This window comes from Hymenobacter antarcticus, from assembly GCF_039539545.1.
Taxonomy (GTDB): Bacteria; Bacteroidota; Bacteroidia; order Cytophagales; family Hymenobacteraceae; genus Hymenobacter; species Hymenobacter antarcticus.
In genome coordinates this window covers 1-12,206 of record NZ_BAABDI010000026.1, presented here as the reverse complement: position 1 = coordinate 12,206, position 12,206 = coordinate 1, and the positions used below count along the sequence as shown (strand labels likewise).

The 12,206-nt window shown below is 58.2% G+C and carries 12 protein-coding genes; 9 read left to right on the top strand and 3 right to left on the bottom strand.

The window, feature by feature from the left end:
• Positions 1–39: 39 nt before the first annotated feature.
• From ABD819_RS16155 to ABD819_RS16145, 3 genes are all read left to right on the top strand, one after another.
• Positions 40–657 carry a recombinase family protein gene (locus tag ABD819_RS16155; RefSeq protein WP_345125914.1) on the top strand — a complete coding sequence of 206 codons (618 nt, stop codon included), beginning with the start codon at positions 40–42 and terminating at the stop codon, positions 655–657.
• A gap of 19 nt (positions 658–676) precedes the next feature.
• A complete protein-coding gene (locus ABD819_RS16150; RefSeq protein WP_345125912.1) occupies positions 677–2,068 on the top strand; it encodes an ISKra4 family transposase in 1,392 nt (463 codons plus the stop codon).
• 471 nt (positions 2,069–2,539) lie between these two features.
• Entirely contained in the window at positions 2,540–3,970 is a 1,431-nt protein-coding gene (locus ABD819_RS16145) for a hypothetical protein (protein WP_345125909.1), read from the top strand.
• Positions 3,971–4,112: 142 nt separating this feature from the next.
• On the opposite strand, the gene ABD819_RS16140 is transcribed toward ABD819_RS16145, so the two are convergent.
• Positions 4,113–4,547 (bottom strand): hypothetical protein, encoded by a 435-nt coding sequence (locus tag ABD819_RS16140; RefSeq protein ID WP_345125907.1) that lies wholly within the window; start codon positions 4,545–4,547, stop codon positions 4,113–4,115.
• A gap of 691 nt (positions 4,548–5,238) precedes the next feature.
• A complete protein-coding gene (locus ABD819_RS16135) occupies positions 5,239–5,532 on the bottom strand; it encodes a hypothetical protein (RefSeq protein ID WP_345125904.1) in 294 nt (97 codons plus the stop codon).
• Between the two features lie 376 nt (positions 5,533–5,908).
• Here ABD819_RS16135 and ABD819_RS16130 point away from each other — a divergent pair, with 376 nt between their 5' ends.
• A complete protein-coding gene (locus ABD819_RS16130; RefSeq protein ID WP_345125903.1) occupies positions 5,909–6,214 on the top strand; it encodes a hypothetical protein in 306 nt (101 codons plus the stop codon).
• Between the two features lie 56 nt (positions 6,215–6,270).
• Positions 6,271–7,845 carry a thiol-activated cytolysin family protein gene (locus tag ABD819_RS16125; protein ID WP_345125902.1) on the top strand — a complete coding sequence of 525 codons (1,575 nt, stop codon included), beginning with the start codon at positions 6,271–6,273 and terminating at the stop codon, positions 7,843–7,845.
• A gap of 26 nt (positions 7,846–7,871) precedes the next feature.
• Here ABD819_RS16125 and ABD819_RS16120 read toward each other — a convergent pair whose 3' ends face one another.
• Entirely contained in the window at positions 7,872–8,105 is a 234-nt protein-coding gene (locus tag ABD819_RS16120; protein ID WP_345125899.1) for a transposase, read from the bottom strand.
• 71 nt (positions 8,106–8,176) lie between these two features.
• On the opposite strand from ABD819_RS16120, the gene ABD819_RS16115 reads away from it, so the two are divergent.
• The 4 genes from ABD819_RS16115 to ABD819_RS16100 all read left to right on the top strand — a co-directional run bounded on the left by ABD819_RS16115 (position 8,177) and on the right by ABD819_RS16100 (position 11,711).
• Positions 8,177–8,665: a DUF6624 domain-containing protein gene (locus ABD819_RS16115; RefSeq protein ID WP_345125898.1), complete on the top strand. Its 489-nt coding sequence runs from the start codon at positions 8,177–8,179 to the stop codon at positions 8,663–8,665.
• A 222-nt stretch (positions 8,666–8,887) separates the two neighbouring features.
• Entirely contained in the window at positions 8,888–9,286 is a 399-nt protein-coding gene (locus ABD819_RS16110; protein WP_345125897.1) for a hypothetical protein, read from the top strand.
• 427 nt (positions 9,287–9,713) lie between these two features.
• The gene (locus tag ABD819_RS16105; protein WP_345125895.1) at positions 9,714–10,112 is read left to right on the top strand and encodes a hypothetical protein; all 399 of its coding nucleotides are present in this window, start codon (positions 9,714–9,716) and stop codon (positions 10,110–10,112) included.
• Between the two features lie 63 nt (positions 10,113–10,175).
• A complete protein-coding gene (locus tag ABD819_RS16100) occupies positions 10,176–11,711 on the top strand; it encodes an IS1182 family transposase (RefSeq protein ID WP_345125893.1) in 1,536 nt (511 codons plus the stop codon).
• The last annotated feature ends 495 nt before the right edge of the window (positions 11,712–12,206 follow it).

Below are 12,206 nucleotides of genomic sequence, written 5' to 3'. Positions count from 1 at the left end.
CAAGTGGTTTAGTTGATACGGCCCGGGTAGCTTTGCGCCATGCAACACGCGGTTATTTTCGTGCGGGTCTCCAAGAAGGAGCAAGACTACCAACGGCAGGTAGAAGACCTCCGTGCCGTGGCCCAGAGCCAGGCGGTGCAGGTCGTGGCCGAGATTTCGGAGAAGATTAGCGGAGCCAAGCGGAATCAGGACCGGGAGGGGATTCAGCAATTGCTGGGAATGAGCCGTCAGGGAGCCGTTCAAAAAGTATTGGTGAGCGAGGTCTCACGCCTGGGCCGCTCCACGGTGGAAGTGCTGCAGATAGTAGAGGAGTTGACCCAACTGGGCGTCAGCATTTATGTCCAAAATTTCGGGATCGAAACCCTCAAAAACGGCAAACGCAATCCGGTCGCCCAGTTCATGTTCACGCTGCTGGCCGAATTTGCCCGCCTGGAACGCGACACCTTGCGCGAGCGCATTCTCTCCGGTATGGACGAAGCGCGGCGGCAAGGCATCAAAATTGGCCGCCCGGTGGGCGCGACGGAAGAAAAGGCCGTCTTTCTAAAAAAGTATGCGGCGGTGGCCCGGCAGCTGCGCGCGGGCTTGAGCGTACGTAAAACGGCCAAGCTCTGTGCGGTGGCCATCAATACGGTTCGTAAAGTGAAGACTTTGCTTTAACCTTCAATTCCTTGTTGCCATGAACTTTAAACTACAGCTGGTGGCGTGCCTGTCGGAAGGCGAAGAGCCCCTACTCGAAGACGTGTTCACTTGGAGCCGGGAGGACCTGAGTTTGGCCAGTGTGGGCCTGACGCTAGCCGAGTCCAAAGCGCTGCTGCAACGCATTCAACAGCAGATGATTGCCCAACAGGTAACGATACATCTGCAGGCGCAGCAGCCCGTCGGCTTACGAAAGAAAGGCAGCTATCCGCTCCAGTTGAAAACCTTGTTCGGGAACGTCACGGTCAACAGCCCGCGCTACTACTTGCCGCCTTCGGAGGCGGGACCCAAAACCTTCAGCCCCCTCCAGCACCTGTTCCCGCAGCACGTGACGCCCGAGCGGCTCTATTTGGAAACCAAGTGGGCCAGTCTCATCCCGTACCAGAAAACGGCTGATTTGCTCCACGACGTGCTGCCCCTGAGTGAGAAACTATCGGGCACGACCATCCAGCAGCACCTGCACGCCGTGGTCGAGGCGCAGGAACAGCAGCTACCCGCGGAGGTGGCCTCTTTCCAAGGCGTTTGTCAGCGCGACCGCGAGGCCTTGCCGTGCCCGGCCCGCCCGCTCGTGGTGGGCCTCGACGGCGGCTACGTCCGGCACTGGCATAAAAAAGGCTGCTTCGAGGTGATAGCCGGCAAAAGCATTCCCGCAGAGGGGACCGCCAAATGCTTCGGCTTTGTGCAGGAGGTCGACGCCAAGCCGCGCCGGCGCGTGTTCGAGGTCTTGCGCTCGCAGGGATTACAGGCGAATCAGTCGGTGGAATTCTTTACCGATGGCGCCGCTGTTCTGCGGTCGCTGACCAGCTATCTGAGCGCGGAGTCCACGCACATCCTGGACTGGTTTCACCTGACCATGCGCCTGACGGTGCTCCATCAATACGCGCTGGGCGTGGCCCAGGTCGATGCGGCCGGTGGAAAAGCGCTGCAGGACGGCTTGAACAGCATCAAGTGGCACCTCTGGCACGGCAACGCGGAGCGGGCGGTGGAAAAAATAATGGACCTGGACGATATCCTGGCCACGCATCAAGACGACCCGCTGGTGGCCAAGAAATATGGCAAGTTGAAGCCGTTGAGCAGATTAATTGCTGATTTTCAAACCTATGTAGAGCAGAACAGCGGCTTCATTGTGGACTACGCCGAGCGCCATCACTACGGCGAACGGGTGTCTACGGGCTTTGTGGAGTCAGCCGTCAACCAAGTGCTGGCCAAGCGATTCGTGAAGCGACAGCAGATGCAGTGGACCAAAAAGGGAGCGCATCTGCTCGTACAGGCCCGTACCAAGGTGCTCAACGAGGAATGGGAAGACTGTTTCCGGCAGCAGTATCCGGGCTTCCGGTCAGTGCCAGCGGAACCGATGCAGATGGCCGCTTAGCCCAATTGCCCCACACTTTTTGATGCTCTCCCACCTAGTCAACCGAGGCAAATGGTTCAACAACGCCCAATTCGGCGTGCACACCACGCGGCCTTACTTCCGAGCGTGGTACTCGTTGTTAACAGGCACTGTAGGCACAGAATAAGGCTGCTTTTTGTAGCAGCAGGCCGGTCATGGTCGCAGGCGACGTAAACCAGCCGCCCCAAGCAGGTCGGATGCGGAATTATACGGCGCTGCCGGAAGGCGTGACTGTATCTGCCACGGGATTTACCTTTAGGCGTATTGGGCCCAGGTGCGGGCAAGAACCCCCTCTGATTTTACCGATTTATGCCTCCCGTTTTTCCGGCACGCTCTTCCTCTCCAACGCGTAGGCGCCCGCTGGTGGGGCTCTTGTGGCTGGTCGGTTTGACGGCCCGGGCCCAGGCGCCACCTTGGCAAACCGCCGTGGCCAGCCTGGGCCATTTTTGCACGGTGAAGGCGACCGCCATCGGCCCGGAGGGCGACGTGTACCTCGTGGGCGCCTTTGCCGGCACCCCTCATTTTGGCCAGCTGGTGCTCAACAGCACTGAGAAAGGCCAGGGCTTGGATGCCTTCGTGGCCAAATGGAGCCCGGCCTCGCAGCAATTTGTCTGGGCCAAGCGCATCGGCGGGACCGCCTCGGACGAAGCCCAAGCCGTGGCCGTGTACGGCGGAGCCGTATACGTGACGGGCCGCTTCAGTAGCCTTCACTTGCGCGTGGGCCCGCTGACCTTGACCAATGCCGATACGGTGGCCAGTGAGCACCGGCTCGACAAAGAAACCACCGACGTGTTCGTGACCAAGCTCACTGATGCAGGCCGTACCGCCGCGTTTATCTGGGCCCAGCGGGCGGGAGGGGCGAAGGACGATACCGGCCTAGGCGTGGCCGTGAATGGCGCGCAGGTGTATTTAATGGGCGTTTGCAGCAGCCCAGTGAGCCAATTCGGCCCCTGCTCGCTGCCTGCGCCCCGCGGCGAGCCGCCCGAGGACGCCGGACCCGCTCCCCAGCAGTTCGTGGCCAAATTGACCGACGCGGGCGCTAGCGGGCGCTTCGACTGGGTGGTGCCCACCAGCGGCCGCCAGGGAGCTGGCACGGCCGGTGCGGTGGCCGTGCAGGGCGCCGACATCTACGTCGTGGGCAATCCGGCCAATGACGACGATTCCGACGGGTGGGGCGACGTCGCCAGGACCACCGACAGCCCGTACGTGACTAAGCTCACCGATGCGGGCCCCAGCGCCCGGCTGGTCTGGACCCAGCGCATAGCCAGCGGCAGCGCGGTGAGTGCCGTGGCGGTCAGTGGCGCGAAGGTGTACCTAGCTGGCTGGTTCTGGCAAGATACGCTCCGCTTGGGCTCCACGGTGCTGCCTAAGACTGCGAGTGGCCGGAACAACCTCGTCAACCAGAACAGCTTCGTGGCCAAGCTCGCCGACGCGGGTGCCCGTGCTGACTACGTCTGGGTGCAGCAAGCCGGCGGCACGGGCAGTTGCCGCACCAGCGGTCTGGCCGTGACCGGCGCCCGTGTGTACGTGACCGGCAGCGTTTGGGGGAGCGCTCTGTTTGGCACCGTTGCGCTCGCGGCGGCGCCGTCGGCACCCCTGACGCTCTACGTAGCCCGGCTGACCGACCGCGGCGCCACGGGCCGTTACGACTGGGTGAGCGCGGTTGCCCCCCCGCGTACCTACGTGCCACCCCGGGAGAAACCCCGCAATTTTCGCCAGATGACCACGCCCAACGAAGTGAATACGGTGGCCACCCGTGGCTCCCGCGTGTACATCGCGGGCGGGTTCAACGGCCAGCTCCAGTTCGGGGCGCGCGTCCTTGCCTTTGCGGTCCCAACCAATCTGGCCGCTTTCCTAGCCTCGTTCACGGATTCCGGCCGCTGAATGCGAACTGGGGCGGTGGAAGGCCTGCATCCAGGGCTGCCCGAGCAAGCTCCTAGACCAATTCCTCATTTTTCGATTGGAACCGTTTATTTGAACGGGAGGGCGCATGACAAATTTTCCCTCCTGCGAGGGCTTGCGCCCCTCATCGTCGCTTGTACGGGTAGGGCGTGGTAACGCCCACCGAGTCGATGTACCAATGCTGTACGTTCTTTTTGCTGAGCTTGCGCCCCACGATGATTCGGTAGTCGGCTTCGGTGCTGACGTAATCGTAGTGAGCCGAAGTCAGGCGCCTGCCCGCCCGATTGCGCAGGGTGAAGGTTTCTGTGGTGCGCCACCCCCACCATTTTTTGACCTTGTAGGGGTAGCTCTTTTTTCGGATAGGCCGTGATTCATGGCCGCGGGACAAGCGCGTCGTTCGTCCAAACACCCGGTATTGATGAAAGACCACCACGACGCCTTGGTACGGGGGCCAGGTGTAAGTCCGATGGAAAGGCCAGAGGGGCGGTTTGGAACCTTGGGCAGAAACGTTGCTTCCCATACAAGCCAGCAGGGATAGAAGAGCAACCAAGAACCGCATTATGGGGAAGAGCAATAGGACCGCTACCAAATATATCCTCCTTCTACTGAACGAAGCGCGTTTACGACACCACCGTGGCTGTTGGAGAAGTCGGGTTAGGCGGTTCGCTTTCTGGTGAGCGGTTGGGTAAGTGCCCGAGTTAGCACTTGAGTGCGCCTGTTTCGTCGTCCAGCGCGCCGATTGACCGCCAGCAGGGGCTACGGTAGGGCTATCGCCGAGCTAATTTTCCGGGTGGGGTGGTATTTGAGAAGCTTTTTCAGGTTGAAAGCCACGGCCGTGAGCAGCATGATTTTGTGGGCGGCGGCAGGCCGCGCACAAAATCATGCGGCGCAGGCCGTAGTGCGGCAGCAGGTTGCCGAAGACGGGCTCCACCGTGCCCTGGCGTACGCGCCGCATGCGTCGGCCGCGCGTCTTCTGCTGCCGCTGCCAGGCGCGGCGGCAAGGGCCATCGTATATGTTGCTGGTCAGCTACTTGCGTTTATCCCCGGGCACGCAGGTGGGCTTGAGGGGGCACTGCTGGCAGTCCTGGCAGGTGGACCAGTAGATTTTGAGCCAGGCCCCGTCAGCCCAGGTGTCGTACTTGCGAAACGAGAGGCGCTTGCCGGCCGCGCAGGTGTAGTCATCGGTGGGGCGTGGTACGTAAAGCCGACGATTTGGGCCTCGTACTGGCCAAAAACGGGGATCCAGGCGGTTATCTGTGCGGCTTCGAGCAAGGCGTAATTCGACCCGTTGGCGTAGCCCGCATCGGCCAGCAGTGCGCGCCGGGGCAGTTCGTGGCCCGGAAGCGACGCTGCAGGCCGCGCAGCAGCCGGGGCAGGTGCAGGCTGTCGCGCCCATCGGTCAAGTCGGCCTGCACGTAGCTGATGACGCCGCTCGCGGTGTCCACGGCCAAGCTGCAGAGGTAGTTTAAAGCGCGGGCTTTGTCGGGCTTGACGGAGATGCGCGCATCGGGGTCGGTGGGGCTGTAGTGGGTCTTTTTGCTCAACAAGCAGGCTTGGGCGTGGCAAAAATCTCTTAATAGTCTTACAGATTTACACTTCAGATACAGCGAAACGTAGGTAACAGCTGAGAAGATAAAAAAAATAACTCATGAACTATATGAATGTAGTATTTTTTTATTGTATATTTACAGGGTACTTCAGGGCATGCCTTGGTGCTATCTATAATGCTTTTAAAATGGCCTTATGAAGTCCAAGTGTCACGCCGCTAATAGTCCAGACCGGCCGCTGCCCCTAGTGCTACTTCTCTTTCTGCTGTGGAGTGGGGCGGCCCCAGCTCGAACGCCGAGTCCATCCATAAAAATAATACAGGGCTGTGAACTAAACCACCGGTTTAATTCACATTTCTACTTTAACGTCTACATGGAACATTACTCCATTCCCAAATCATCGTTTTCAAATTTTCTGTGGATTAACGATGGTGCTTTGTTTGACAATGTTACTTTGATTGAAATTGAAATGACTAATGGAGGTGCCTTTCGCCTTGAGATGCTTGATAAGAATGACAAGATTTTAAGTAAAGGCAGCCGCGAAAACCCCCGTGGTGGTTGGCATACATTTACTCCATCTCAAATGCAGCCGCCGGTCCAATCTGGTCCCTACAAGTTGAAACTAGTAAGCGAAGCACCCGGAATTCGGAAAATACACGGCGGTAACGTGCATTACTAGAAAGGCATTAACTGCGTGGTGATTATAGGAAAACAACTTCATAACTTTTGCTAGCCATGAAAACTGCATCTTATAATTTTCTCACTCTACTAGGTTTGCTCATCTGCATTGTCTTAGATACTGAAGGCAAGCCTAAACCGCGGTATAGAGTGCCACGCACGAAAGTTCAACAAGCTTTGGTAAAGGATGAAAAAAAGCTTTTGTCGCAAAAAACGATAAATACTCCCACTGAGAAATGTGAGATTAAGGAAATGGAATGGTCGCCGGGAAAAGCAGAAACAATATTGCTTGACCCACAGTCTGATATCATTTATCCTGGGTGCGTACTAGACGCTGCCAGTTTGCAGGATGGTAGGTATACCGAAATTATAGGTGCCAGAAAACCTATTAAGCTCTCAACCTCACTAGCGATAACAAAAATAGGGGCCGCGCCTGTAAATAACCCTAAAAATTCTAGTGTCAGACAAGGTATACGCTCTATCATTAATTCTGCCATTAATGGCAGAAATCCTGCACAAACTACCATAAGCTGTGTGGAGATATTTTCAAAAGAACACTTAGGACTGGTATTACAGGGCAAGTACTCAGCAGGATTTGGCAATGTTGAGGCAGCTTACAACTTTGACAGAGAAGATGTGAAGTCACGGTATTTACTTGATGTAACTCAAGTATATTATACCATAGATGTAGATGCAATAGGCCCATACGGTTTTTTTGATTATAAGCCGCATGGGCCTGTCGATTATTCTCCGGTTTATATTTCTTCGGTTAAGTACGGACGAAGAATTATGGTAATAATGGAAACCGATAGAAGTATTCAGGGTCAAGCCGCAAGTATAAAAGCAGAATTTAGTAGTTTTGCTGCTAGTGGTTCGTTTTCAGCCAACTCATTAGTAGAAAAGCTGTTCGATGAAAAATCTGTGAACATATTGGCAATGGGAGGAAATCCTAATGCACCTTTCGAGATACTTAGAGCGGTAGCGCGTAAAGCCTCCTTGCATGATATACTTATCAACGGAGCGATATGGGGGCCTAACGACCAGGGGGTCCCGCTGGCTTATACACTCAAGCATTGCACGGATGGCAGCATTTTTACTCTTGTACAGTCTGGAAAATACACTTCTAGAACGTGTACAATGAAGCAAACGGAAGAATATTCACTGGAGCTTTCTGATATTGTGAAGCTTTGTGCAACTCCAGATGGTGGGGAAGACAGAGAGTTTGACGGGGAAGGACCTGATTTAGATTTTCGCTTAGATATCTTTAACGAGGGCAACAATGTTTACGCTAATATTAGCTGCAATTGGACACAATCTGAGAACGGAAATACACACTGCTCTGTTTATAAAAATCGTGTCTTAATTGGGAAAGTGCCTGATAATTATGCTGTCCTTGATATAAAATCCACAAAGGTGGCTTCTTACAAGGGTAAGCTTAAAGGTCATGGTTCACACGCGATTGAAAGGAACATTATGAGTGAGCCTACTGGTCCAGTAAGAATATTGAGCATCATCGGCGATACACCCGATGACGATGACCCTTGGGTTGGCGATTGTGGCAGCGAACACACTCAAATTCAAAAGATATCGTTTTTCCCAATTATTGTTTCTGTTAGAAATAAGGATGTGTAAGAAAAATCAACGTTCCAAACAGGAGCCTACATGCTGAAACAAGATAAGCTTTCCAAGCGGGCCACGAGCACGAGCTTGAAGAACACCACCGGGTCGAGCGAAGGCTGCCCGGTGTGGCTGTACAGCGCCCAGGTCTCGTCGTAGAGAAACGACCAGTCGACCAGCTCCGCGAACCGGCGATGCAGATTGTGGGGCTGCACCCGCTCACTGAGCCGAAAGCGGACCACCTCTTTGTTGAGAAACAGCTTCTTGCCTTGCATCTTCCCTCTACGAACGCGGGTTTTGCAACAGCCACCACCGTTTCAGTAAACCTTGGGAAGCCCTCACGGCCGTGGGCCTGGACTCGCCGGCCGCCGGGCCGTTATTCCAGCAAATGCACGCCACGGATTCGGTGAACCAAGCGTACGTGCGCCGCCTGCTGGCCACCACGGGCTGGCCGGCCCGCAGCCAGGTGGGCGACACCGCGGCCGGCGCGGTGTTCCTGGTCGTGCAGCATGCCAGCCGCGCCGTGATGACGCAGTACCTGCCGACCCTGCGCCGGCTGGCCCGGCACGGCGAGGCGTGGGCCACGGATGCGGCGATGATGGAGGACCGCGTGCGGATGTTGTCCGGCAGGAAGCAGCGCTACGGCACGCAAACGGCCAACTGGGTGCGCCAGGACGGCACCCGGGTCATGTGGCCCATTCAGAAGCCGGCGCGGGTCAACTACTACCGCCACCAGCTCGGCTTTCCGACCACCGTGGAACAAGACGCCGCGGACTTGGGCGCGCAATACGACCCGCACGAGCGCTTGCCGCACCCGCGCGTCGTGATGCCCTAAACAAGGTTATCCCTCGTAATTCTGAACGGAGCGCGTTTACGGCACGACCCTTTCGGTAGCCACTACTCGCTCCACTACTGGGCCGCTACCGGTGCCAGTAGCGGCCCAGTAGTGGAGCGAGTAATTACCGTTAAAGTGAACAGAGCGCGTTTACGACCCTGCTCCTTTCGAGGCGCGTGGCCTGTTAGCTTTGTCCCCTTCGGCTTCTCCTTGTTTTCTTCGATGCGTTACACCTTGCTTTCCCTGGGGATAGTCCTGCTCACCTCCTGTCAGAAAGACGCCCCTCCCCCGGTCCCGGCCTTTGCCGGCCGCTGGCACGGCGAGACTTCCGCCACCCTTTCCTACACGGCCTTGGACGGCACCTACATTGGACGCACCGCGGACTACGGGCCGCAACTCAACTTGGTTGTTACGGCCGACTCGCTGCTGTTTTACGACCCGCGTACCAACGCCAAGTTTGCCAACAGCGAATCCTATGCCCGGCAGGGAAACACCCTGACGCTGGGGAGCCGCAGAAGTGCCTTTATTGACGAGCTGGCAGACCACCGATTGGTTATCCGCTACCCGGGCCATCCGGCCAACCTGCCGTACCTCGAATACGAATACGGCTTTTCCCGCTAAGAGAACCGGTGGGGACACCCGATTGACCGCCCCGCGTCGTCCACCGCACGACGCCCAGCGCCCTTCTGCGAAGAGGGTTGCTGAACGCCGGTGCTACTTGGTCGGACATCGTTTCATTTTCCTGAATGGGTCGCGTTTAGCTTCTGAGCGTTTTCCTGAACTCGAATATGCTTCCTTGACCATATATTGTCCCCGGGGATGGTTACCCGTATGCCGGTCGAAGGAGCATTGCACAACGGCCTCATTTCTTACCTGCTTCCCGCGCACGCGGTGGGCGTAACCGCGGCGTTGCCGATTGGACCCGATGAGACCCGTGCTGTTAGTGGCCCTGTTACCCTGCCTTTTTGCCCTTGCGGCGCCGGTGCAACGCATCTCCCCGCGGCCGTTCAATGGCGCCAACGCGATTTTGCTCAGCGTGCACCGCGAAATGGCGGACGCCTCCGTCCGCCGCTTGGCTGCGGTCAGCGAGGGACAGGGCTACACGGTAGACACCCTGAACGAAGACCGACTGCTAATGACAACCGCCGACCGGCCCTTGGAGCCCACGCAAAACGGCACTGCCGCGCCCGTGCGGTACCGCCTCATTGCTTATGTGGTAAAGAAGGGGGGAGGGCCAACGGTGGTAGAGCTGTGGGGGACGCTTCGATTTACGGATGCGAGCGGACGGCTGGTCGAACGCACCATGCAGTGGGACGGTCCCCGCGACCATTCGCCCGCAGCGGCCTGTTTCGGCCGCGTCCAACAGCTCGCCCAAGCTTTTCCGGCCGAGCAGCTCGTATCCATCCGCTACACGAGGGAGAAAGGCTTGGTGAGCCCCCGCAATTGAGTGCGTTGCCAGCACCATCTTAACGCTCGTGGCTGTTGCAGAACCCGTGTTCGTAGAGGGAAGATGCAAGGCAAGAAGCTGTTTCTCGACAAAGAGGTGACCCGCTTTCGGCTCAGTGAGCGGGTGCGGCCCCACAATCTGTACCGCCGACTGGCCGAGCTGGTGGACTGGTCGTTTCTCTACGAGGAGACCCGGGCGCTTTACAGCCGCACGGGCCAGCCCTCGTTGGACCCGGTGGTGTTTTTCAAGCTCGTACTCGTGGGCCGGCTGGAAAACCTGGTCAGCGACCGCCGCCTGGTCGAGCACTGCGCCCTGCGGCTGGATATCCTGCTGTTTTTGGGCTACGAAGTGGACGAGGAATTGCCCTGGCATTCGACCGTGAGCCGGACCCGCCAGCTGTTTCCAGCGGCGGTCTTCGAGCGCCTCTTCGACCACGTTTTTGCCCAGTGCGTGGCCCGGGGCTTGGTGGCCGGCGACACGCAGGCCGTCGATTCGGCTCCGGTTAAAGCCAACGCCTCCCTGGATAGCGTGGCCGAAAAGCAGGCGCAGCCGGCCCTGGGGCCCCATCTATCCGGCGCAGGCTTGCCGCATCGGGCGACACCGACGGTGCCGCTTATCACGGCACCCGCGCACGAGTTGCGCCGCGAGGCCGCCCGGCAGGCCAAGCGCCGGTCGGAGCCCGGGCCCGTAGGCGCGCAGCACGAAAAAGCACGTTTGCTCAGCAACAAGACGCATTACAGCCCCACCGACCCGGACGCGCGCATCTCCATCAAGCCCGGCAAGGCCCGGGCCCTCAACCACCTCTGCAGCCTGGCCGTCGACACGGCCCACGGCGTCATCAGCCACGTGCAGGCCGATTTTGCCGACAGCCGCGACAGCCTGCATTTCCCCCGCCTGCTCGCCGGCCTGCAGCGACGCCTACGCGGTTGCGAACTGCGCCTACGCGACCTCTTGGCCGACGCGGGCTACGCCAACGGCTCGAACTATGCCCTGCTCGAAGCGCGGGGAGTGACGGCCTGGATACCGGTCTTTGGCCAGTACAAGGCCGAAATCGAGGGCTTTACCTACGACGCCCAGCAGGATGCTTACCACTGCCGGGCGGGCAAGGTGCTGCCCTTTCGCAAGTACGACACCACGACCGACGGCCACTGGCTCAAAATCTACTGGGCCACCTGCCAGGACTGCCAGCAGTGCGCCTTGAAGCCCACCTGTGTACCCGGTGCCAAGCGCAAGCAACTCACCCGCACGCTCTATGATGCGCCCTACTGCCGCGCCTGGCAACGGCAGCAAAGCCGTCGGGGCCAGCGCATGCGCCGGGTCCGGCAGGGCACCGTCGAGCCCGTGTTTGGGAACCTGATTCACCACTACGGCCTGCGCCGCATGAACGTGCGGGGCCATGCGGGCGCGCACAAAACCATGCTGCTCACGGCCGTGGCCTATAACCTCAAAAAGCTACTCAAGTACTGGCCCCAACGGCAACGGAGCCTAGCGGTGGCCTTACCCAGGCCACTACTAGCGCCCAATGGGCACTCTTGGCGGCGTAACAGACGTCCCGAAGCACCAACTTGGGCAATCCAGAAGCGGCTACTTAGCATTTGAGCCACATGACCAGAGTTCTGCAACAGCCACGCTCCTTTCCGTGAACCCCTAGCAACTGGCCAGCACCAGGTGCCAACTGGCCATTGCAGGGCTGGAGGAGTTTAAGAAACTCGTCTACGATTCAACGTTTACGAAACTCGAAAACGAGATGAGTTTCGTAAACTCAAAACCAGGTGCTTTCCCGGGCCTGGGCGAACAGGATTTTGGGAGCCGCATTACCGCAAGGGCCGCAACACCTCCGACCGGGGCAACCCAACCACGTGGTACGCCCGCCTGCTGGCACTCGACAAACGAGGGGCCGCCGTTGCGCCTGGATTGCGGAAGAGGCTAAATGGTTGTTGCCTTAGATGCTCATTTGGCGTTGGAACCCTTGCTAAGGATGGATACCCATACTGCACGTAATACTGCGAGCTAGGGCTATCAAAAATTGAGCGATGTGGTGCAGGAGACCTCGCATATTCTTAGCTGATGAAATTAGTTAGAAACAGTCCAGGA

Excerpts from the sequence above, each read along its gene's own strand:
- ABD819_RS16155 (WP_345125914.1), top strand. The coding sequence starts at position 40 with ATGCAACACGCGGTTATTTTCGTGCGGGTCTCCAAGAAGGAGCAAGAC.
- ABD819_RS16150 (WP_345125912.1), top strand. The coding sequence starts at position 677 with ATGAACTTTAAACTACAGCTGGTGGCGTGCCTGTCGGAAGGCGAAGAG.
- ABD819_RS16140 (WP_345125907.1), bottom strand. The coding sequence starts at position 4,547 with ATGCGGTTCTTGGTTGCTCTTCTATCCCTGCTGGCTTGTATGGGAAGC.
- ABD819_RS16130 (WP_345125903.1), top strand. The coding sequence starts at position 5,909 with ATGGAACATTACTCCATTCCCAAATCATCGTTTTCAAATTTTCTGTGG.
- ABD819_RS16125 (WP_345125902.1), top strand. The coding sequence starts at position 6,271 with ATGAAAACTGCATCTTATAATTTTCTCACTCTACTAGGTTTGCTCATC.
- ABD819_RS16120 (WP_345125899.1), bottom strand. The coding sequence starts at position 8,105 with ATGCAAGGCAAGAAGCTGTTTCTCAACAAAGAGGTGGTCCGCTTTCGG.
- ABD819_RS16110 (WP_345125897.1), top strand. The coding sequence starts at position 8,888 with ATGCGTTACACCTTGCTTTCCCTGGGGATAGTCCTGCTCACCTCCTGT.
- ABD819_RS16105 (WP_345125895.1), top strand. The coding sequence starts at position 9,714 with ATGGCGGACGCCTCCGTCCGCCGCTTGGCTGCGGTCAGCGAGGGACAG.
- ABD819_RS16100 (WP_345125893.1), top strand. The coding sequence starts at position 10,176 with ATGCAAGGCAAGAAGCTGTTTCTCGACAAAGAGGTGACCCGCTTTCGG.